The organism is Mesorhizobium sp. M0292, from assembly GCF_040321695.1.
Lineage (GTDB): Bacteria > Pseudomonadota > Alphaproteobacteria > Rhizobiales > Rhizobiaceae > Mesorhizobium.
In genome coordinates this window covers 16,888-39,660 of record NZ_JAMYSB010000037.1, presented here as the reverse complement: position 1 = coordinate 39,660, position 22,773 = coordinate 16,888, and the positions used below count along the sequence as shown (strand labels likewise).

Here is a 22,773-nt window from a genome sequence, read left to right as displayed (position 1 = left end):
CGCGGGAATCAGGTGACGTGAACAATCACCAGCCTGCCATGACCGCCCCCTCTCAGCGAATTTGCAGAACTCTCAGCACACTACCCCAAATGCGCGCTTCCGCAGGATTTATTCGAGCTCAGACCGCAAAGGAACCGCGCCCTGGCGAAGCCTCCCATTGCAGCCGCTCAATGCTCCTCGTGAAAAGCCTCGGCGCCAAAATGAGCAAGGCAGTACTCCACAAGGTCATGCGAGGCGCGCGCCGCTGGCAATTGCGGAGAGGCACTGAACTGGATCCCACCGGGTTCAACGGAAAGGCGGGCGTGCCGGTCCGAATGACGGCGAGCATGGCAACGCGGTCGCCCATCCGCGGGAAGATGCGGCTGGTGGGTCCGACCATATCCAGAGACCGGGTGAAAGCCTGTTTCCAGACGAAGCGGTCGGGAGAACTGCCGGTGCGAGTCATCACACCATCTGGGCGCGATGTTGATCCGGCGTGAGAAGGCGGGCGGAGATTGCTTTGAACGCGAGCGCGCGGACCTTCGAACACAGCCCTCTTTTTCTAAATATCCGGCCCGCCGTGTCGTACGCGAACGTGTCGTCGTTGCACGGTCAGACCGGATGATCCAACGCACTGACCGAGGCGACAGCGATTGTGGCTGCATTGCCGCATCGTTGATCAGCTTGCTTCATGCAAACAGACGAGGACAGCACGAAAGCCTGCTCCTAGCGTGGGACTGGCTGTTGTGTGTTCAGGGGCGATGAAACCGGCCATGGAAACCGCGGATAGGATCAGCTGTTTTACGCGATTGGTATCGCATCCAGGAGCGACAGGATGAGTCCGCATCTGGTTTGCGTTGGAGGCGAGGATCATAGACTAAGAATCCCGTTTCTTTTGGCGCTTCGCGAAAGGGGTTTTCAAGTCACTGCCGTTTCGAGTGATCTCGGAGCCGCCTTCTCACCCCATGGCATTGCCCATCGCCGATTTGGGTTCGACCGCTTTGGCAGCGGCGGTGCAGAATGGGGTGCTGTCAGCGCGATCCGTGAACTGATGTCCGAACTGCGTCCGGACATCATTCAAAGTTTCGACACCAAGCCCAATCTCCTAACTCCACTGGCGGTGCGCGGGCACGTTCCCGTCGTTCGCACCATCAACGGGCTTGGTTGGACATTCTCGTCGCGGGAGCCGCGGGCCCTGGCATTGCGTCCTTTCTTTTGCGGCCTTCAGGGGGTGGCGTCTCGTTGGACAGCCATGACCGTCTTCCAGAATAGTGATGATCAGGCCTTCTTCGAGCGCTACCGGCTGGTGACTCGCGGCAAAGGGCGACTGATCCGGAGTTCTGGCATCGACCCCGATGCATTCTCGATGGCAAGGTATCGTGGTCCTTCGGCTGCCACGATGCGCGAGGAACTTGGCCTTCAATCGGCCCAGGTCATAATATTTGTCGGCCGGCTCACGCGGCAGAAGGGGATTCCAACCCTCATCGAGGCGGTTCCTCGCGTTATCCGCGAGAGGCCCAACGCGCGTTTCGTACTTGTCGGCCCGCAAGACTCCGAAGGTCCGTTTGCCGTCAGCAGAGCCGATATCGAGCGCCATGTTCCCCACGTTGTCGCATTGGGGCCAAGGCGCGACATTCCAGCCCTCCTTGGGATGGCGGATCTGTTTGCGTTTCCGACGCAATATCGCGAGGGAATTCCGCGTGTCCTGCTGGAGGCGGGATTGTCCGGATTGCCGATCGTCGCCTCGAATATGCCGGGCTGCAACGATGTGGTTGAGGATGGCTGGAACGGCTATCTCGTGGCGCCGCGCGATGCGGATGGCTTGGCCTCCCGGATAGTCGATCTTCTTTCCGACCCCGCCCGTGGCAAGACGATGGGCAGCCGTTCCGTCGGATTCGTGCGGGAGCGGTTCTCGCTGTCGTGGGTGATCGACCAGTATTGCGACCTGTACAAGACAATCCTGGGTGGCAGATATCGCAGCAGGCTTGTTCAAGCTGCGCAGGCGAATCCGAGGGAAGAGGCGGTGCCAAGCCCCCATCGACTGGGTGAGGCGCGGCAATGATGCGTGATGCGCTTCTGGCCTTCGGCGTCGCGATGTCCTACGCGGCGCAACTCAGCATCCCAGGGCTGCCCTTCGGCTACAGCGAACTGTGCCTCACGCTCTGGATAATGCTGTCGATGACGCGAATCCTTGCTGGCGGCCAACTGGAGGTTACGCCGGCCCTGGCCAAGCTTGGGCTTTTCTGGCTGATCCTGGCGCTTGCCATGGGCGTGGGTTACATCATCGGTTTTCTGACAACCACGTTGTTCCTGGATCCGTTGTTGCACGACACGCTGGCCTATGTGCTGTTGGCGTGCGTCACCTGTCTGGCCGCTGCGGAGCCCAACGCGTCTTTCCGTTTGCGTCGTATCGCCTGGTGGATGGTTGCTATCGCGAATGCGGGCTTCATCATTCAGGTAGGGCTTGGCTTCGGCTGGCTCCATCAGGCTGGGGTCGAGCCCTGGTACTGGGACCGCTTCTGCGGATGGTCCGACAATCCGAACCAGCTTGCGCTCTACTGCGCCCTACTCGGTCCACTGGCCTTGCATCTTGCCACAACCACCAGCAATAAATGGGGAAGATGCCTTGCCCTATGCAGCCTCATATTCACCGTTTACGTCGGAAGGCTGACAAAAAGCGATACCTACCTTTATACCACGGTCCTGGCTTGTCTGATCCTTCTCGGGCTGCGGGTCCGGGCCTGGCTGACGAGCGACGGCAATAAGGCGAGCCTTTCAAGGCAGCTTGCCGTCCTGATGGCCGTTGGCTTCCTGCCGCTGGCCCTGTCTATAGTGCCCTATGCCCTCAGCGAGGCCTCCAGCGCCGAAGACTTCGCCAAGAGCCTGACCAAAGACAAGGGCGGGGAAGCGACTGCCCAAACCGCGGCGCTTCGCCTCTACCTCTGGAATGCAGCCTTGGAGAAGGGGGCACGATCGGGATCGCTTGGACTGGGTCCAGGCCCGCATCTAGATAGTCCGCCCGTGGTCAATCAACAGTTTTTGCCGCGGCCCTTCGAGGCGCACAGCACCATCCTGGATCTCTACACTCAGGGCGGCCTGATTTCGGTTCTAGCCCTGATGTGGATCTTCGGCTCGGCTGCGTTGTCCGCCTGGCGGGCGAAGCTGGACGCTCTGGTGGCGCTCGTGGCATCGATCGCCGTTTTCAGTGCTCCGCATTTGGTCATCCGCCATCCGATCGTGTGGTTCTGTCTGACCCTCTGCCTTGCCGCTGGGACGCCGGAAGCGATCCCCGCGATTGTTCGCCAGAGGAGATGCTAGAATGTGTGGGATCGCCGGAATTTTGTTGGCGCCCGATGCAGCCAACGCAAGTGCGCTCAGGGCCATCGGGCCGATGGCGACGGCGCTTCGTCATCGCGGACCTGACGGTGAGGCCTTCTGGGTGAGCCGTGAAGGGGGGGTAGCCTTCGGCCACCGGCGACTGGCCATCGTCGACCTGTCCGAAGCGGGTCGCCAGCCAATGCTCTCCGCGAGCGGTCGGTATGTCATCACCTTCAATGGCGAGATATACAATTTTCGCGATCTGCGCCGTGAACTGGAAGGGGCGGGCCATCATTTCCGCGGCGCCAGCGACACGGAGGTCATGCTGTGCGCGATCGAAAGCTGGGGCCTTGATGCAGCCCTCGCGCGCTTCGCTGGCATGTTTGCTTTCGGGCTGTGGGACCTGAAGAACCGAACGCTTCAGCTTGCCCGCGACCGAATGGGCAAGAAGCCACTCTATGTCGCCTTAACACGTGACGCGCTTGTCTTCGCCTCGGAGTTGAAGGCGATCACTTGCTTCCCAGGGTTCACCCCGGAACTCGATGTCGATGCGGCGACGACGATGGTTTCCAACGGCTGGGTGCCGGATGACCGTTGCATTTGGCAAGGCGTGTTCAAGCTGCCGCCTGGTTCAATCCTGTCGGTCACTGCGGCGCAATTCGCCGACGCCCGCGGCACCGGTTCGCTTGAGCATCGCATTCACCCTTGGTGGTCGCTGGCCGATGTCGCCAGCAAGGGACAGCGCGATCCGATAGCTGCCAGCGACGAGGACCTCGCGACCGAGCTCGACAGCCTGCTCCGCCTGGCCGTCAAGCAACGAATGATTGCAGATGTGCCGCTGGGCGCCTTTCTGTCCGGCGGAATCGACAGCTCGACTGTCGTCGCCCTGATGCAGGCACAGTCCCGAAGCCCCGTCCGCACGTTCACCATAGCGTTCGGCGAAGGTGGGTTTGATGAAGCTCCCCATGCGGCCGCGGTTGCTCGGCATCTGGGCACCGATCATACGGAACTTCATCTCTCGCCGGCCACCGCGCTTGAGGTCGTTCCGGAGCTGCCCCGGATTTGGGACGAGCCGTTTGCCGATGAATCGCAGATACCGACGCTGCTGGTGTCGCGCCTCGCGCGGCAACACGTAACCGTGGCGCTTTCAGGCGATGGTGGCGACGAGTGCTTCGCAGGCTATTCTCGACACTTCCTGGCAACCCGCCTCACAAAGCAGCATGAGCTGCCATTGTCATTTCGCCGGCTGTTGGCATCGGGGGCTGGGTTGCTGGCCCAGGCCTCTCAGAAAGATATCTTCGGCAATCTGCCGCTTTCGGCGAATATGCGGCATGGCTTGCGCGGTGACCGCCTGGCTCGCCTTGCCCGCCTGCTCGCGGCGCGAGATGAGGACGAACTCTTTCTGCAACTGACAAAATCTTCAGCCAACGACCTTGTTCATCGCAAGCCGTCGACAGCACCTACCGACACCACAAAGCTCGACGGCCTGCTCTCGCGTCTCCTATTCGCCGACATGACAGGCTATCTACCGGGCGACATTTTGGTGAAGCTCGATCGAGCCACCATGGCCAACAGCCTTGAGGGGCGATGCCCGATCCTGGACCATCGCGTCGTTGAATTCGCCTGGCGGTTGCCAGCCCGTGCCAAAGTCCGAAACGGGAAGGGCAAATGGTTGCTTCGCCGACTGCTTGAACGTTATGTACCACGCCGACTGGTCGACCGGCCCAAGCAAGGTTTCGACGTTCCGGTCGGGACTTGGTTGAAAGGGCCCTTGCGCGGCTGGGCAACCGATATCATTGCCACGATCGGCCGCTCCGGGGACGGGATCATCGACCGTGAGAAGGTCGACGCATGCTGGCGCAATCATCTGCATGGAAGCCAAGATAATTTTCGCGACCTGTGGCCGGTGCTCATGTTTCAGGCGTGGCGCAACGAAGCCATGCGGCCATCGACGGTCGCCACGCACCCTTCTTACCAAATCGAACTGACAGGGGATTGAGATGGAAGGTTCCATAGCCAACCGCGCCCGGCGTCCGCGCGCCAAGCAGATGGAAGTTGGGACGCTTGAAACCAATCTGCGCTTGATGCGGCCGCCACGCGAGCCAACGCAATCGTCACCCTTCCACCAGCTCGTCGTCATCCTGACGACGCGAAAATGGTTCTTGCTTGCCATGGCCCTTCTGGGCGGCATCCTGGCCGGACTGGCAGGCTTCACCCGCCCGGTGCTGTTCGAGGCAACGACCCAGGTCATTATCGATGCCCCGAGCAGCAGTGCTTCGGGCGGCGTGGCATCCGCCCAGGACTCGCTGGAATCGAACATCGATGATCATCTGACGATGCTCTCCTCGCAAGGCCACCTGCGTCGGGTCTTGGCAGCACTGCGCAAAGCCCAACCAGTCGACGGTAACGGAAAGACCGTCGTCAATGCCGTCCCGCCCGCGGCTGGCTCGTTCCTCATCGATCTCCTGAACAGGGCCTGGAGACAGGATAACACGGTGGCGGAAAATCCGGACGCAGCGGACGCGCCCGAGCTGAAGGCGCTACGCAACGGAATGAGGGTCGGACAAGAGCTGCGATCGCGCGTCATCACCATCGGCTTCACCGATCCAAATCCGGCGCGTGCGGCACTTGTCGCGAACACGTTTGCCCAGGTCTACATTCAAGATCTGGTACAAAAAAGCCGGGCATCGGATCAGGTTCATCTGGATTCGATAGTCGCCAGCCTTCCGCAAGTACAAAGGGATCTTGTCGAAGCGACAGATCGGCTGGAGACATACCGGCTCACGCATGGCGCCGTCGATCAGACTGCGGCCAACAACGCAGCCAGTGAGACAGCGGAACTCGGCCGGCAGATATTCCTATCGAAAGCCAGTCTTTCCGCGTCGGAAGCGCGCCTTCGCCGTATTGAGGACCTGCGCAAGGCGGGCGCCCCGGTCACGGCCATCGCTGAAGAAATCGGGTCGCCCGTGTTGACGGACCTGGTGACACGCCAGTCGGGTGCCGCCGCCGACGGCGATCTGCGCAACGCGATCGCCCGCGAAATGGAGCAAAGCGTTGCCCGAATCGCTGCCGAGGCAAATGTCTACCGGTCTCAGGCTGCGGCTCTTGAAAGTCGCAAGGCGATGCTCGACGCGGCCGTGGCCGACACGGCGAGCCAACTTTCGGGGCTGCGTTCCCTTGAGCCTAGGGTAGCCATCGTGACGCAGCATTACAACGAACTCCTGAGCCGGCAGCAGGATCTGATACGTCGCATCGCCGCTCCTTCGCCAGGCGTAGCGGTCCTTTCGACCGCCTGGCCGCCGTCGACCCCCGTGACATTGTCGCCGATTTTCCTGATTCCCCCCGGCATGGTCGTCTTTGGTCTCATGGGGGCGGTCATTGTCCTGGTCCGCAACGGTTTCAACCAAACCTTGCGCAGTGAAGCCGAAGCCGAGGCCGAGCTTGGGGTCCCGTGCGTAGGACTGCTTCCCAGGGTTGCGGGACTTAATGCCAGAAAGCTGCGGCATCTGGTTCTGAGCCAGCAGAACTTGCCGTTCAGCCGCGCCGTGACTTCGCTGCTCGTCACTGCGGCGCCAACTCAGGGGAAGGGGCAGCCGCCGCATATCATTCTCGTGACGTCCAGCATCCAGGACGATGCCAAGACCGAGTTGGCATGGAGCCTGGCGCTGGCGGCAACGCGGCTGGGAGGAAGAGTGCTTTTCCTCGATCTCGATCGCAAGGATGTACGGCTCACGAACGGGTTTCGTGGTGAATTCAGCACCGACAAGGCCCGGAACTCCTTCGGCGACTATGTGAATGAACGTTGCGTGCTGAAGGATGCAATTACGAGGATGCCGGAAATCGGTATCGACCTCATGGCCGCTCCAGCACCTTCCGATGATCTCCTGACGCTTCTGTCCACCGTCGACAAATGCCAGTTCACCGAGGAGCTGCGTTCGGCCTACGACGTGGTCATCATGAACGGTCCCCTGGGCCTCGGGGGGCCTGAAACCAGGCTGCTTAAGCGCTGGGCCGATTCGGTGCTTTTTGCCGTTCGCTGGGCAAGGACGAGGCGCAGCATTGCCCGTGGTGCTCTGGATGCAATAGGGGCCGGCGGATCCGCCACCGTTCCAGTAGGGAGTGTGCTCACCCGGGTGAACCTGAAGAGGCTAGCCGGCTCCAGGCTCGGAGACAACGCCGATCTTCTGTTGGAGAGGGTTTGAAGATGCGTGTGCGATCTTCAACAGAAGCTCCAGGGAGCGATCGCGCCCCTAAATCGAGCCAGCTACACGATGATCATTGAATTTTTCGGACCTCCAGGATCCGGCAAAACAACCTTCGCACATGCGCTTGCGCAGCAGCTGCGCGGGAAAGGCTATCACGCCAAGGTCGCTCTCAGCTACAAGCCAAGCACCAGGGCCGCCAAATATGACCTCGGAATCTTGCTATTCATATCACGGATCGTATCGGCGATATTTTCAACCTCCAGAATACTGCTTTTTTCGGCAGGGCGAGCCGATGATATTTCCAATTCCTTTGCAATGGTGAGGATGATACCGCCAAGAAACCGAATTTGGCGCGCGCGAATCTGGCGATACATCCTGCACCTTTCGCGTTGCTGGAAGTCTGCTGAGCAATCGCCCGAAATTATAATTTTCGATCAAGGATATGTTCAAGCGATTGGTTCGCTTGCGATGTTTAATGGGAGCACCAACCCCAGAGCGCTGGAAAAGGCGCTCAGCCTCGCACCGGCGGCCGATCTCACCGTCAGGCTCTTGGTGCCAGCTGCGGTCGTGGAAAGTCGCCTTCGTCGGCGGATGGAGCTTGAGCCGCCGGCGGAACGGATTTTCGAGGCCGACTTGAACGTGAACATGCGCTCGTTCGCCGTTTTTGAAGCGATGCATGACCTCCTGACAACATCTGGCCGGGAAATCATCTCCGTCGAAAACACCGATGGTCCATCGACCTTTAAAAGTATTTGTCGGATTGAGAGACAAATACTTTCTGCATTGTCGCGCTTCGATAGGGCGGTCAGCGAAAAGCAAATTGAGTTGCCGGCTCATCGCGCAGATGTAACTGGTTCAGCAACCGCACCGCCGCGCAACAAGGACATGGGCTCGCGGCTCGCTTGGGCAAGCATATTCGCCCTGCTGATCTATATTGGTGGCGCTGGTTTGACCAGTCTTGCCCAGTTGGCAATTGCACGCCTTATTGGACCTCACAACTACGGCATCTATTCCTACGTTCAGGCTTGGACGTCAGTGCTCGCCTATCTGGCAACGCTTGGTTTTAATGTATCATTGTTGCGTTTCCTCCCGGCCTATAGGGCCAGTGGCAGGCTTGATCTGGCCCGCGGCGTGATAAGATTTGCGCTGCAGAGATCGCTGATAGCGGCAACCTTGTTCGGGATGATCGGCGCTGCGTCCGTCCTGTTCCTTTCAGATCCAACGGAAAGAGGGCTTGAGACAAGCATCGTGCTCGGCATGATGGCTGTGCCCTTGGTTACGGCCTATGCTCTCGGAGCCACGCTTGTGCGTGCTTTCGGCGGCGTTGTCTCGGCGTTGTTGCCGGAGCGCATCATGCGAGACGGGCTCCTGCTCGTGTTGGTAGCGCTCCTGGCATTGTCGGGATTTCGAACAGTGGATGCGCCCTCGGTGACGCTGGCGGTGCTTGTGAGTTCCGCTTTCACAGCGGCGCTGGTGTTCATCATCGCTAGGAGGTTTGAACCACCCGGCCTGGGACACGCCAAGCCAAGTTATGCCTCGAGGGAATGGTGGCTTGCCGTCCCCCCGCTCATGCTCATCACTGGGCTCGATGTTTTCGTCAGTCGGGCAGGAGTCCTGGTTTTGGGCTGGACAAGCCATATTGCTGAAGCGGGTATTTTCGCGCTGGCCTTGAATGTCGCGATGCTCGTGGGCCTGTCCCGTATCGCCGTGGCAACCATGTTTTCGCCAACAGCAGCCGATCTCTACGTCAGAGGCGATCGCAGAGGCCTACAACAGCTGTTCGCGCGCGCAACCCTGCTTTCTGCTGGCGGTGCCATCCTGGTGGCCGTCCCAATGATGGTGATAGTCGAGCCGTTCTTGAGCTATTTCGGTGAGGGTTATAGCGCGGGAGCGCCGATCGCACGGGTTCTGATTTTGGGATATGTCTTTGTCGCGCTGTGCGGGCCCCAACAGAATCTCCTGACCATGACTGGAAATGAATGGGCTGCGGCAACGACGATGGTAGCGGGTGCAGTGGCCAATATAATTGCCTGTGCAGCCGGAGTTGCGGTGTACGGCCTGCTTGGCGCTGCGGTGGGTGTGGCACTTGCACTGAGCATCTGGAGCATTGCCATGGCCGTTTATATCCGCAAGCGACTGAAAATCATGCCAGGCTTGGTTTTTGCCTTGCTGTCGATGAGGCCGAGCGCGGTCGATGCCCGTCAATGGCATTGGTTCTTGAGGGCGAGCAAATGAGACCACTGTTTTCGCTACGGTGATCGCCGTCGTTCGGGCAGGAAGTCACGAAGCCCGGATCGCACAAAGGCCATAGGGCTGCGCAGACGCTTCGGCGTATACCTGTTCCGGACACCCGCGTCCCCGCGGGCAGCCGATACTTTGCGGGCGGTGTCCGTCATTTGAAGGATGCATCAGTTTCGGAGGTGCACCACGGTGTGCTCACAATCTGCGGAGCATCCATGGAACAAGCCCGAATGGCGAGCGCCTCGGCGCCTGCAGTGCGCCGTCGCTCGGAGAGATCGACGCCTGTCGAGCGCAGCCAACGCGAAACCCTCACCCAGGTCCAGGTCCTGCGCGCCCTCGCGGCTAGTTCGGTCGCGCTGCGACACGCCCAGCATGATGCGGCCACCCTGGAATTACAGGCCGGCCGCACCTTTCAGAGCTGGAATCCGATACCATGGAGCGCTGGAGTCGATATTTTCTTCGTGATTTCCGGGCTTATCATGGTGCATACGTCGCGACAGCTGTTCGCAAAGCCCGGGGGCGCGCGTCTCTTCATTTCCCGCCGGATCGCGCGAATTGTCCCGCTATATTGGGCGCTCACCTCGCTCTACATTGCGGTAGCGGTGGCCGCCCCAAATCTTCTCAACCAGAGCTACGTCGATTTCAGGTTTGTAGTCGAATCCTACTTATTCGTTCCGGCCAGTCGCCCTGACGGCGTCGTTCAGCCGGTCTACGAGTTGGGTTGGACGCTCAATTATGAGATGCTGTTTTACGTGCTGTTCACGGCGACGATCGTGCTGCCCATGCGGTGGGCAGTTACGGTCCTGCTCGCGATCCTGGTTGGGATGGTGCTCTCGGGCGCTCTTGGGGCTCCTTTGCCTGAGCCCTGGGGTTTCTGGACCAATCCGATCATCCTCGAATTCGCTTTCGGCGCGATGATCGGGGTCATGTGCGCCTCAGGCCTGCGGCCTTCCGGCCCAATCAGGGCCTGTATGGCCGCAACGGGACTGGGTGCCCTGATGCTTGCGGCGGCGTTTCCCGATATCTCGGCCGGCTTTGGTCGCTCTGTCGTGTATGGCATTCCGGCGTCTCTAATTGTTTGGAGTGCTGCCTTGGCACCGCCGGGTAAACTGAGGCATGACAGCGTGGCGGCGAGGTGGGCCGCTGGCGTTGGCGATGCGTCATACGCTCTTTACCTCATGCATCCATTCGTGATCCGCGCCATGCGCATATTGTTCTGGCGTACAGGGTTGATCTTTGTGCTCGGTCCGTGGGCCTTCATCGGTTCGGCCTTGGCGATAACCCTCGGCGTGGCATTTATCACCCATCGTCTGTTCGAGAAGCCGCTCACCCGCTATGCGCGGCGCCTTTTGGGGGTCGGGCACAGTACAGGACGGCAGCTTGGGCCCCTTCCAGTGCCGGCGTATCCCAAGACAGATTGAAGGCGAGCCGCCACCCTGTCACACCAAGGAAATGGCGGCGTTGTGCTCACTATGCCGTTGCCGGAAGGCCAGCTGGTCGCACCTGCCCCACAGGGCGTGCATGGAATTCCCGATACCATTCCACGAAACGTTGCACGCCGTCCTCCAGTGTTGTCGCCGGTGCGAAGCCAACGGCGCGGCGGAGGTCCCTGACATCGGCGCGGGTTTCCAGGACGTCACCTGGCGGTAAAGGTACGTTGACGCGAACGGCGCGGCGACCAAGGGCCGTCTCGATGAGCGCGATCAGATGGTTGATTTCTTCCGGCCGATCATTGCCGATATTGTAGAGCCTATATGGCGCCGAACTGGTGGCAGGATCGGCAGCGCGACCGTCCCAACCGGGATCCTGACACGGTGGTTTGGCGAGCACGCGAACAACCCCCTCTACGATGTCGTCGATATAGGTGAAATCCCGCCATACGCGCCCGGCATTGGCGATTTCGATCGTTCGGCCCTCGGCGATGGCATGGGTGAAAGTATAGACTGCCATGTCGGGCCTGCCCCAGGGGCCATAGACGGTGAAGAAGCGCAGTCCGGTTACGGGGAAGCCGAACAGATGGCTGTAGGAATGCGCCATGCATTCGTTGGCGGCCTTGGTGGCGGCGTAGAAGCTCACCGGATGATTGGCACCATGATGCTCGGAAAAGGGTATGCGTCGATTGGCGCCATATACGGAGCTCGACGAGGCATAAACGAGATGGCTGACGCCCGCGTGTCGGCAGCCCTCCAGAACGTTGAGAAATGCGACTATGTTTGACTCCACATAGGCATGCGGGTCGACGAGCGAATGACGCACCCCGGCCTGGGCGGCCAGATGCACGAAGTGCGATGGCTGGAATTCGCAGAACAGCGCTTTCACCAGCGACCGGTCCGCCAGGTCGAAGCGCTTCGGCGTGAACCTCGGCTCGGCGCAGAGCCGTGTAAATCGCGCCTCCTTCAGCTTCAGGTCGTAGTAAGGCGTGAAGTTGTCGACGCCGATGACCTCGGCGCCGAGCCGCAAAAGGCGTGACGCAACATGAAATCCGATGAACCCAGCGGCGCCCGTGACGATGATCGGCCCCGTGTGCGTAACGTTCGACGCAGCACCATCCTGCAGCGCGTGAACGATATCCGCCAGCTTGTTGACCTTCGAATCTGCTTCGGCCATGGCAAGTCACTCCCGTTTCCAGGTTCCGCGTTCCGCGCTATCTCGGCAGCGCTTGAACGATCGGAAATGGCGCCGCCGGCCTTGTGATCTACGCGACAGCGCGCTCAATGCGGGCCGCCGCTGTCTGAATCAAAGCGGATGCAGACAGCAGTCGATTTCTCATGGCAAAACCGAAATGCGCCCCAAAAGAGCCACTAGTTCCGCCTGACGCCTCGTGTCGGTCTTGGCGAACAGCGAGGCGAGCTGAGAGCGAATAGTCGTGCGACTGAGATGCCAGCTACGGGCGATCTCCAGGGGCGCGTCGCCATGGGCGAGGCGTAGCGCCAACTGCGTTTCCGCGCTGGTCAAACCGAACATCCTTTGCAACGTGCGAGGGTTGGCCGCCGATTTGTTATCCCGGTCCAGCAATGCGACGACGGTTGTCCCGTCCGGTGTAACGACGCCCGTCTCGTTCATGGTCACCGGCCTGTCGCCTCTGCTGTGGATCACTACCCATGAGAGTGAGCCCGGCTGGAGGTGGACCGGAACATTCGCGACCAGCCGCCTCAACCCGGCAGCAAGCTCGACGGCTGTATCAGTTGCTTCGCCCTGGCGTGCGAGGGTGTCCCGAGCGGCAGCGTTCCATTCTATTACTTTCTTGTCTCGGTCCAGGACGAGATAGCCGCAACCCATACGATCAAGCATGCCGGTGATGGATTCCAGGCTGCGTCGTCGAGATCCGCCGACCCTTGCGTCCGGTCGGTCCACAAGGCTTATCGGCCTTTCGTGGCGGGTATCGTTCAATACAATGTATTGCCTGCCTGCAAGCGCATCGTTTCGCGTTTCAATCAGTGTCATCGCTTCCACCCAACCCATTGCTACTGACGCAAATCAAATCTGATGAAGTTGCTGCTTCAACTTGAATTTCCACATACTGCGAGAAATCTGCGAATGGTTTTTCCGCAGCGTCTCTTGGATATATCTTTCTGAAGAGCGCTCCTGACACCATGATTTTATTCGCCGGCAAAGTCATGGCAATCGGGCATTGGGATTAGGTGCCACCCCTTCGGCCTAGTCTCGACGGACTAGACCGAAAGTTGTAGTCTTTGCGCATGGGTTCGGACCTGCGCTGGCTCAAATCGAATGTGTCGAGCACTACGTGGGCTCATCTAGCTTCGCTTTTGGTGTTTGCAGCATCGATAGCATTCGAGGCGATAAGTACGGTATATGGCGGCCAGCCGTTGCCGCTTGTTGCGTTTATCCCCATAACCGTTGTCATCGTGTATCTTGAGGGCCGTTTTGTTGCCATCGCAGCAACGCTTCTGATGGCGGTCGCCGGCTTGTGGATGCGACACCTGTTGGACGGTCACCTCACTGGTCGAGACTGGACCGGGGCCGTCTTCCTTCTGGGTTCGGGTAGCCTGATCGCAACCGTGTTCCACCGCCTGCGACAAGATCTGCACGGCGCGCTCAGGGTGGCAGAAGCGAGGCTCGCTGCCATCGATGCTGCCGCCTTGGGCTTTGCTAATACCAATCGCCATGGCGAACTGCTGCAGTCGAACAGACGGCTTTTGGAGATGACCGGCTACGCGCACAAGGAACTTGCCCAACTGGAGCTGGAGGAACTCATTTTCCCCGACGATCGAGGTACTGTGCGGAAGCTTTTGCAAGATTTGGGCAATGGGACCGCGTCGGCGACGGATATCCGCGTTTTGCGCAAGGATGGCACGGCATTTTGGGCTCACCTGGCCCTGTCTTCGTCGCGGCCGGACGAGGCGCCAAATGAGAGCGTATTCGTGGTGGTTGACGATATTTCCGAGCGACAAGCGGCACGCGAGGCCCTTCGGGCTCAGAAGGAATGGCTCGATCTCGCCGTATCTGCCGGGCGCCTGGGCACATGGCAAATAGACATTGAGGATGGGACAGTCGCCGGCTCCGGCAAGTTCTGGGACATCCTTGGTCTGCCTCCGGCCCCAGTCCGCCGCTTGGAAGAACTCTCGGCCGTAATCCATCCCGTCGACTGGCCGAAGTTGTCCGCCTCGGCAAAGCCTTCATCGGCATTGAACTTTGACGTCGAGATTCGCGTCCGGCAAGTGGATGGTCACACACGCTGGATTGCATTGCGTGGACGGCAGGAAGAGCACGGCGACCGCAAAATGCGCATCGGGGTGGCGGCGGATCTGACCGAACGTCGACAAACAACTTTGCTTCGCGCCGCCGTAAAGAGACGCGAGCGCATAATGCGCGAAGAGCGCCATCGGTTCAGCAATGTGTTTCCAGTGATTAGAGCTCTGGTCAACATGATCGATACTCCCGACAATGATGTTGCCAAATACAAGGAGATGTTGATCGATTGGATTCGAACACTGGAGGCGACCCATCGCATCCTTTCTCGTCATGCCAACCTGTCAGGGATGCTCCATGAACTCGTGGACCGGGAATTGCAGCCCTTCAAGGAGACACGCGACATTACGATCAGTGGACCTTCCCTCACTGTGCCAAGCGGCGCCGCCGAGGGCTTGGCGATGATCCTTCACGAGTTGACGACAAACTCGGTGAAACATGGTGCGCTGGGTGACCCGAATGGCAAGGTCGAAGTTAAGTGGCGATTTGCATCCGAGGACGAAGGCGACGACCTCGTGTTCGATTGGGTGGAATCGGGCCGACGGAAGAGTTCAAAAGTCGTACGCCGCGGGTTCGGGTCACTGATAATCGGTGTGGACAGCACGCCGCTTGTCGGGCATTCCCCGAATATGGAAATAACCGAAGATGGCCTTCGATATTCGCTGCGTGTATCGCGCAAAGAAATTGAGGAATTTGGACTGCAATAGAGCCCCTCCAAGTCGAAGCCGACCAATTAACCGATGGTGTGGGCCCTTTGCTGCGATTTCCTGCAAGCAAACTCGGGCCGGTTCGAGGGGCATGCGTCAACTCGCCTGTCTCGTAAGCCAGCTTTGGAGCAACACAGCTGCTTCGGTACGGTTTCTAACCCCAAGCTCACGCAGCACGGCTGCGGCATGGATTTTCGTTGTCGCCTCGGCAATGTCCAGATTGCGGGCAATCTCCTTATTCGAGTACCCCTCTGCCATCAGCTTGAGGACGTCCTTCTGTCTAGACGTCAGCCTAGCGACGTCGCCCGAGCCCTCGTGCCGGCGGCTGGCATTTTGAACCGGAGGTGGGGGGGCATGCGATCTCTGGTCGGCAGACGTTCGAGATAGGAGAGATGGCACATAGATCCGGCCAGCGAGGATTTCGTTTACAGCCAGCACGACTTCTTCGTCGCTCTGCGATTTGACGATATACCCGTGAAGTCCGATCGAAAGCGCGGTCAGTATCTCCGAGCGGGAATCATCCCCGGAAACGATCGCAAAGCGAGTGTCAGGATAGGCAGCCATAAAGTCGCTGAGCACTTCCTGATGGAACAGCCCAGGCATGTTCAGATCGAGGATCGCAAGATCGATGGACGCCTGCTCCTCTAAAAGATTGACCGCGGCATCGAAACACGAAGCTTCGAATATTTCGGCGCTTGGAATTCCAGCCATGAGTGCCAGCCGGAGACCACGCCGATATAAGCCGTGATCGTCGGCAATGACGATCCGAGCCATGCAACTACCCCAACGCGTTACTCGGTTCCCGACGAGAAAACCCGCTGGAACCTCCCATTCGCCTATGATCGACAATCCGTGGTGGTCCTAAAATGGCGGCCATCCACTGGTCAACGCATCACAGTGATGTCCGCAGCGTCCCATCCACGCACATCCAGAACGTCTAATATAATACTAAATTGCGAAGCTCATCCATAGATTTTTAACCCTGGCGTGCGGTGCCCGTCCGCAAAAACGATGCCGGTTTCCCATCTCTGGGTCCAAAGCCAGCTGTTCAGGACCATCGTAATCATGTGGCATCTGTTATGTCGCCACCCGCTGTCGCCGGACCTGTAGGCCGGTCCGGCCCTGGCGGATCGCAGCTTTCTTGAAAGCAACTGCTTTCGTTTTATCGGCGTCATGATCAGTGCCCAATCGCGCTTCTGTAGGCTGTTGATCTCGTGGCCATCTAATACCTTGAACGTTTTGAATCCCTACCATTCGAATGCACGACGACAGCCGCCCCGGCTGTCACATACCTTTTCGCATATGATGTTCGGATTGCCGCCGAGGTTTGGCCGGATTTGAGGGGGTGCCCTGGCCGGACAATGGAACACCGATCCCGAACAAAGCCAACTGCAGATCAGGAGGATCGAATGAAAGCGGTGATTCAATGTGGTGGGATGGGTACGCGCCTTCGACCGTTTACATCGGTCCTGCCGAAACCATTAATGCCGATAGGGGCCCGGCCTGTTCTTGAGTTGCTTTTGAAGTGGCTGCGGCGCAACGGCATTGAAGAGGTATATATTACGACAGGGTATCTAGGACATTTGATCCGTAGCGTCTGCGGCGACGGATCGCAATGGAACTTGAAGATCAAATATACCCAGGAAATGGAGCCACTCGGCACCGTCGGACCTCTCTCTCTGATTAGGGATGAACTGAACGAAACATTTGTCGTTCTGAACGGCGATGTCCTCACAGATCTAAGCCTGAGCCGGTTTGTAGCCGCGCACCGCTTGCATAGGGATCCCGTTACGATTGCCACGGCGTGCCGTCATATCAAGATGGACTTCGGGGTCATCGACGAGATCGACAATACCGTCCAGCTCTTCCGGGAAAAGCCGACGCTTTCCCATCTCGTCAGCATGGGGATTTACTGCATGAACCCAGATGTCCTGCGGTTCATTCCGTCCGGGATCCCATTTGGGTTCGATGACCTGATGCTGCAGATGATGCAGGGCGGCACGACCGTGCATGTTTACAAGCATGACGGTCTTTGGCTCGACATCGGTCGTGTCGATGACTTCCAGAATGCACAGGCAATTGCCTGGGAAGATCAGTCGTCCTCAATCGAGGTCGCGGCTGCCGCTGCAGCCGCATGAAAGTCTGATGCAGAGGTCTAGCCACTAACAAGGCTTTCAGGAGGTCAAAATGCTCTTGGTGAGCGCCCCGATCCTAGGCGTGCCAGAGAAGGCAGCCCTGTCGCAGGTGATTGATAGCGGCTGGCTTACGATGGGGGACAGGGTACGAGAGTTCGAACAGGCCTTTGCCGGCATGCATGGCGCGCGAGATTGCGTTGCGGTTGGTTCCTGCACCGCAGCGCTCCATCTTCTCCTCCATGCTTTGGGCATCGGCCCTGGCGACGAAGTACTGGTTCCTTCGCTGACGTTCGTAGCGACGGCGAATGCGGTGCTGTATGTAGGGGCGACGCCGGTCTTCGTCGATATCGAGTCCGTCGACGTGCCGTTGATCTCGGTTGCGGAAGCCGAAGCGCGGTGCACGACGCGCACGAAAGCGGTCATTCTCGTTCACTTCGCCGGGTATCTCCCCGATCGGGAACAATGGCAGCGGTTCGCCCGGCTTCGCGGGCTGCATATCATCGAGGACGCTGCGCACGCGCCCGGGCTTAGGGAAGTCGGGACATTCGGCGCCGCGGCCGCGTTCAGCTTCTATGGCAACAAGAACATGACAACGGCCGAAGGGGGCGCCGTGATCGCACGTGACCCCGATCTGCTCGACAGGGTTCGCCTGGCCCGCGGGCACGGAATGACCACGGGGACGCATCAGCGGCTGAACAGTCGTACGCCGCAATATGATGTCACGATGCTCGGGTTCAACTACCGAATGGACGAGATGCGAGCGGCAATAGGGCTGGTTCAGTTGCAGAACCTGCAAGAGTGGAACGAAATCAGGCGTATCATAGCTGTCTTGTACCGACGCCTGATCGCGGACCGTTGCCCAGCCATTGTCATTCCATTTAGCGAACCCCGGACGTCGGCTTACCACATCATGCCGATCGTCCTGCCGCGCTACGCGAGCCGGCAGGATGTCATCGACGAGCTGCGGACACAGGGCATACAGACCACCATCCACTACCCGCCGGTGCACCAAATGACGTTCTACCGCGAGCGCTTTCCCGGCGTGAGTTTGCCCCGAACAGAGGATTTCGCTCAGCGAGAGCTCACAATTCCGCTGCACCCCCAGATCACTTCCGCCGCCGCCGAATCAGTCGTGGCTGCCCTGGCAGCCGCGCTCAAAACAGGCGCGCTCAAAGCAGGCGCCCAAAGAGGAACTGCTGCATGAATGCGTTAGACCCTGCCTTTCACCGGATGTTCGTTCCAAATCCTGATCACGGCTTTGCGAGACGCGCAATCGATCTTGCGGTGGCGGGCATCGCTACCGTCGCATTGGCGCCATTGATGCTGCTGATCGCCGGAGCGCTTCTGCTCGAGGGCGGTGGCTCGATCTTGTTCGCTCAGACCCGCATCGGGGCCGGCGGCCGAACCTTCCGCATGTACAAATTTCGCAAATTCGGTGTGAACTGCGGCTCTCAAGGCCTTGCGCTGACGGTCGTGGGCGATACACGCATGACCACCGTTGGCCGCTTTCTCGCAGCGACGAAGCTGGACGAACTACCGCAGCTGTGGAATGTCCTCAAAGGCGAAATGGCGATCGTCGGCCCACGGCCCGAGAGCCTGGCTTTCGCCGATTGTTTCCGGGGCGAGCTTAGGGCCGTGCTGCAATACAAGCCAGGCCTGCTGGGACCAGCCCAGGTCGTTTTTCGGCACGAAGCGCATTACTTCCCCCAATCCGTAGATCCGATCGTGTTCTACCGGGAAGTCATGTTCCCCGCCAAGGCAACACTGGACCTCTCGTATTATCCGCGACGCACCATCGTCTCCGACCTCGCGTGGATGGTGCGGGGAGTGCTGGCAGTGGTCGGTTGGGTTCCGGTACCGCCGATCGACGTTTGAATATCCAAGGGAAGCGTTCCAAACAGCCAAGGGAATGCGCAGTGATGAGCTACAATGGAAAGAAAGTCCTGGTGACCGGCGCGGACGGATTCATCGGTTCGCATGTCACCGAGGCGCTTGTTCGCAACGGGGCAGATGTCACAGCCCTTGCCCTTTACAATTCCTTCGACAGCCATGGATGGCTAGACGATCTGCCGGACACCATCCGCAGCCAGTTGAGGCTCGTCCGTGGTGACGTCCGCGACAGTGCGTTCCTTAACCGGATCATGCGCGGCCAAGCCGCGGTTTTTCATCTGGCGGCGCTTATTGCGATTCCATATTCCTACGCCGCTGCCCAGTCCTATGTGGAAACCAACATCCTGGGCACGGTGAACGTCCTCGAAGCGGCGCGCCTATGGGAGACGGAGCGGGTGATCCATACCTCCACGAGCGAGGTCTATGGAACTGCCCAAACCATGCCGATCGGCGAAACACACCCCCTGCAGGGACAGTCACCATATTCGGCATCCAAAATCGGCGCTGACATGATGGCGGAGTCTTACGCCAGGTCGTTCGATGTCCCTGTGGTCATCATGCGACCCTTCAACACGTATGGCCCGCGCCAGAGTGAGCGCGCCATCGTGCCGACCATTATCCGGCAAGTCCTCGACCCGAAATGTCCTGCGATCATGGTCGGCGATACCAGCCCGATCCGCGACCTGACCTATGTCGAAGACACCGCGACAGCGTTCCTGACCGCAGGTCTCGCCCAGCTCGAGTTCGGCCACGCCTACAACGCTGGCAGCCAACGCGCTGCGACCGTCTCGGACGTATTGGCCATTGTTCTTGAGTTGACCGATTGCAAGAAGCCGGTCCGTCGTGATGAAAGGCGCCTGAGGCCGCAAAATTCCGAAGTTCGCGCCTTGCTCGCCGACTCCTCGCGCTTTGAACGCGAGACTGGATGGCGGACACAGACCAGCCTGCGCGATGGGCTGGAGCGAACAATCACGTGGTGGCGCGAGCGCCTTAGTGAAGGCCGGGTACGGCGCGAAGTGGGTTACATGACATGACCCTGGGCGGCCGTCATGCGTTGGCGTTGTTGCTGGCTGCCGGTGCCATATCTCCCAACATCTACGTTGCCGGTGGCCGTCAAAGCAAGGCAGCGGAGGCGGCGGCCACCGCGGTTGTGGACAACCTGCCGGGCCATGTGCGCCAAACAAGGGATCCTTGGTCTGGCATGGTTTTCGCACGGATCACCAGACCGGGCGTTCTCGGCGGGGCGGGTGTATGCGGGAAGAAGTACTGCACCCACCGTTACTCAAGCGCACAGGCTTGGAATGCCGACCAGAGCCTGCTCCTGATCGCCAATGGCTGCGGTGGCCTGTGCTTTCTCGACGGACAAACCTACTTGCCTTTGTTCCACCGCAACCGCGCGACCGAATGCGAATGGCATCCCACTGATCCCGAGTTGATGATCTGTGTCGGGGGCCGGCAGATTGCGACATGGGCCCCACGTACCGATCATGAGGACGTCGTGTTTGCCTCCGCAGCGTACTCCAACCTCAAATTTGGACCCAACAAAGGCAATCCGAGCCGCGACGGCAGCCGGATTGCGGTGCGTGCAACGAACAATGACGGCAGAGCGGTGGTCTTTGGCTACGATCTAAAGCTACGGCGGAAATTCCCCGATATCGATCTTGCCGAATTCCCGGGAACAACCGGCTCCTGCTCAATCTCACCACTCGGAATCAACATAGTGTGTTCCCAGCAATTACCGGACGGAATTGAAGCGAGTTTCGTCTTCTCCATAGACGGCATATTGCGCCAGAAGTGGATGGAGCACCATCGACCAGGCCATGGCGACATGACGGTCGATTCCGACGGAAGCGAAATCTATGTCGGGATCAGCAAATCGGATCCTGACAAATATCAGGTGATCAAGCGCCGCTTGGCTGATGGCAAGGCTACCTCGCTGATGAAATATGGCGAGGCCATGCATGCGTCACTCAGGTCGCTCGGCAGGCCCGGCTGGGTGTTTCTGAGTTATGGCGGCACGCCAGCCGAACTATCGCAGCACCCGGATTGGGCGCCTTACGCTCAGCAAGTCATTGCTCTGCGTCTAGACGGCAGTGGAGAGGTCCGCCGTGTCGCAGACACGCACAACGCGCCCTTCGACTACTGGAGCGAGACGCATGCCTCTCCCTCTCCGGACGGCTCCCAGGTGGTCTGGTCCAGCAACTGGGGCGTGCCCGGTGGCCCGGTATACGATTTCGTTAGTCGTGTTGAATGGCCTTTGAAGCCGGTGTTCGACCGGAAGGAGATTGTCGCAAATGACCTTCAGTAGACGATACGTTCTTGGCGCAGTCGTGATGATGTCGCTAACCTCGATGGCTTGCGCAGGCGAGGTCGAGCCCTATCAACTCTCACCTGGCGATACGGTCGAGATAGGAATAGCGCCGATCCCTGATCGGACGCAGCGCGCCGTAGTCCAGATGGATGGCAATATCGCCCTTCCGGAGGCTGGAATGATCATGGTCGCAGGCCTGACGGCGTCCCAACTGCAAAGGCGCATGCAAGAGGTCTTGCCAAGCAAGATTTTTCACGTGCGTCTGACTGATGGGCGGGAGCAGACAGTTACTGTCGAGCCCGACGATGTCACAGCGATCATAGCGGACTATCGCCCGATCTATGTAACGGGCGATGTGCTCACCCCGGGACAACAGGCCTACCGTCCGCTCATGACTGTACGGCAGGCGCTGGCCGTTTCCGGCGGCTTCAGTCTTTTGCGATCACGGGCAGGCCAGGCCGGGCCTGATCCGGTTGATCTCAAGCGCGATTACGAAATGCTCTGGGGAGATTACACGAAAGAATACCTTCACGCTGCCCGCATTCGCGCCGAGCTTCAGGGCCAGGCGGATTTCGACAAGAAGACACCACAGGGATCACCTCTTTCGCCGAGCGTTGTAGCCGCGATGGCACAGGCTGAAGCAGAGGCGCTGAAGGTTGCGCTGAGCGATTTCCGGCAGGAACAGGATTTTCTGGAGAAGGGCCGGACGGACGCTGCCGAGCAGATTGACGTTTTGCAGAAACGCGAGCAAGTCGAGGGCGAGAGCGTGAAGGCGGATGAGCAAGATTTGGCGCGAGTGACGAAGGCATTCGATGCAGGCAATCTGACCAACACCCGGCTCGCGGATGTCAGGCGCGCGTTGCTTCTGTCTTCAAGCGGCGCGCTTCAAACCTCGGTCGAGCTGATGAGGGCGCGGCGCCAGCAGGAGGACTTTGTCAGACAGCACGAACGCAACGACAATCAAAGGAGGATTGGCTTGCTGACGGATCTGAAGGACACCAACGCCCGGCTGGCGGATGTCACCGCCAGGCTCCATGCCGCCAGCGAGAAGCTGCAGCCGACTGGAGCATCCACACAGCCATTGCCGATTGCCGGCGAAACGGTACGGGCCCAGGTGACCATCGTGCGCAAGATCGGCAATGAATGGCGCAAGCTGTTGGCTGACGAAGATGCCATTGTGCTGCCGGGGGATACTGTCGAAGCCAGATTCAGCAGTGAACTGCAAAGTGTGGCGGTCCAATAGGGCGTCAGCCGCAGTCCGTGCGGAGCTTACTGTT

17 protein-coding genes are annotated in these 22,773 nt (G+C 59.5%); 14 read left to right on the top strand and 3 right to left on the bottom strand.

Going from position 1 to position 22,773, the window contains the following annotated elements; translation table 11 throughout:
- From NKI96_RS31050 to NKI96_RS31020, 7 genes are all read left to right on the top strand, one after another.
- Positions 1-479 (top strand): hypothetical protein (locus NKI96_RS31050; RefSeq protein ID WP_352807635.1); only part of this gene is annotated, 479 nt, incomplete at its 5' end.
- 335 nt (positions 480-814) lie between these two features.
- Entirely contained in the window at positions 815-2,041 is a 1,227-nt protein-coding gene (locus NKI96_RS31045; protein ID WP_352807633.1) for a glycosyltransferase family 4 protein, read from the top strand.
- Positions 2,038-3,297: an O-antigen ligase family protein gene (locus NKI96_RS31040; RefSeq protein ID WP_352667351.1), complete on the top strand. Its 1,260-nt coding sequence runs from the start codon at positions 2,038-2,040 to the stop codon at positions 3,295-3,297. The genes NKI96_RS31045 and NKI96_RS31040 overlap by 4 nt, the downstream gene beginning before the upstream one ends.
- A gap of 1 nt (position 3,298) precedes the next feature.
- Positions 3,299-5,296, top strand: a complete 1,998-nt coding sequence (asnB, locus tag NKI96_RS31035) for an asparagine synthase (glutamine-hydrolyzing) (protein ID WP_352807631.1) — start codon at positions 3,299-3,301, stop codon at positions 5,294-5,296.
- 1 nt (position 5,297) lies between these two features.
- Complete coding sequence (locus NKI96_RS31030; RefSeq protein WP_352807629.1) at positions 5,298-7,499, top strand: GumC family protein; 2,202 nt, start codon at positions 5,298-5,300, stop codon at positions 7,497-7,499.
- A 69-nt stretch (positions 7,500-7,568) separates the two neighbouring features.
- Positions 7,569-9,737, top strand: a complete 2,169-nt coding sequence (locus NKI96_RS31025; protein WP_031200192.1) for a polysaccharide biosynthesis C-terminal domain-containing protein — start codon at positions 7,569-7,571, stop codon at positions 9,735-9,737.
- A 221-nt stretch (positions 9,738-9,958) separates the two neighbouring features.
- The gene (locus tag NKI96_RS31020) at positions 9,959-11,164 is read left to right on the top strand and encodes an acyltransferase family protein (protein WP_081731308.1); all 1,206 of its coding nucleotides are present in this window, start codon (positions 9,959-9,961) and stop codon (positions 11,162-11,164) included.
- Positions 11,165-11,213: 49 nt separating this feature from the next.
- Here NKI96_RS31020 and NKI96_RS31015 read toward each other — a convergent pair whose 3' ends face one another.
- A complete protein-coding gene (locus tag NKI96_RS31015; RefSeq protein ID WP_023670899.1) occupies positions 11,214-12,350 on the bottom strand; it encodes an NAD-dependent epimerase/dehydratase family protein in 1,137 nt (378 codons plus the stop codon).
- Positions 12,351-12,509: 159 nt separating this feature from the next.
- A complete protein-coding gene (locus tag NKI96_RS31010) occupies positions 12,510-13,187 on the bottom strand; it encodes a helix-turn-helix transcriptional regulator (protein WP_023689781.1) in 678 nt (225 codons plus the stop codon).
- A gap of 254 nt (positions 13,188-13,441) precedes the next feature.
- On the opposite strand from NKI96_RS31010, the gene NKI96_RS31005 reads away from it, so the two are divergent.
- Positions 13,442-15,160 carry a sensor histidine kinase gene (locus NKI96_RS31005; protein ID WP_023689782.1) on the top strand — a complete coding sequence of 573 codons (1,719 nt, stop codon included), beginning with the start codon at positions 13,442-13,444 and terminating at the stop codon, positions 15,158-15,160.
- 96 nt (positions 15,161-15,256) lie between these two features.
- Here NKI96_RS31005 and NKI96_RS31000 read toward each other — a convergent pair whose 3' ends face one another.
- Positions 15,257-15,934 carry a LuxR C-terminal-related transcriptional regulator gene (locus NKI96_RS31000; protein WP_023681040.1) on the bottom strand — a complete coding sequence of 226 codons (678 nt, stop codon included), beginning with the start codon at positions 15,932-15,934 and terminating at the stop codon, positions 15,257-15,259.
- Positions 15,935-16,569: 635 nt separating this feature from the next.
- On the opposite strand from NKI96_RS31000, the gene NKI96_RS30995 reads away from it, so the two are divergent.
- From NKI96_RS30995 to NKI96_RS30970, 6 genes are read left to right on the top strand one after another with little or no spacing between them, the layout of a single operon-like run.
- A complete protein-coding gene (locus NKI96_RS30995; RefSeq protein ID WP_023681041.1) occupies positions 16,570-17,298 on the top strand; it encodes a nucleotidyltransferase family protein in 729 nt (242 codons plus the stop codon).
- 49 nt (positions 17,299-17,347) lie between these two features.
- The gene (locus NKI96_RS30990; protein WP_023754512.1) at positions 17,348-18,499 is read left to right on the top strand and encodes a DegT/DnrJ/EryC1/StrS family aminotransferase; all 1,152 of its coding nucleotides are present in this window, start codon (positions 17,348-17,350) and stop codon (positions 18,497-18,499) included.
- Entirely contained in the window at positions 18,496-19,170 is a 675-nt protein-coding gene (locus NKI96_RS30985; RefSeq protein WP_023681043.1) for a sugar transferase, read from the top strand. The genes NKI96_RS30990 and NKI96_RS30985 overlap by 4 nt, the downstream gene beginning before the upstream one ends.
- Positions 19,171-19,214: 44 nt before the next feature.
- Complete coding sequence (locus NKI96_RS30980; protein ID WP_023691489.1) at positions 19,215-20,219, top strand: SDR family NAD(P)-dependent oxidoreductase; 1,005 nt, start codon at positions 19,215-19,217, stop codon at positions 20,217-20,219.
- Complete coding sequence (locus NKI96_RS30975; RefSeq protein ID WP_352807627.1) at positions 20,216-21,493, top strand: hypothetical protein; 1,278 nt, start codon at positions 20,216-20,218, stop codon at positions 21,491-21,493. The genes NKI96_RS30980 and NKI96_RS30975 overlap by 4 nt, the downstream gene beginning before the upstream one ends.
- Entirely contained in the window at positions 21,480-22,739 is a 1,260-nt protein-coding gene (locus tag NKI96_RS30970; RefSeq protein ID WP_352807625.1) for a polysaccharide biosynthesis/export family protein, read from the top strand. Before NKI96_RS30975 ends, NKI96_RS30970 begins: the two co-directional genes overlap by 14 nt.
- The last annotated feature ends 34 nt before the right edge of the window (positions 22,740-22,773 follow it).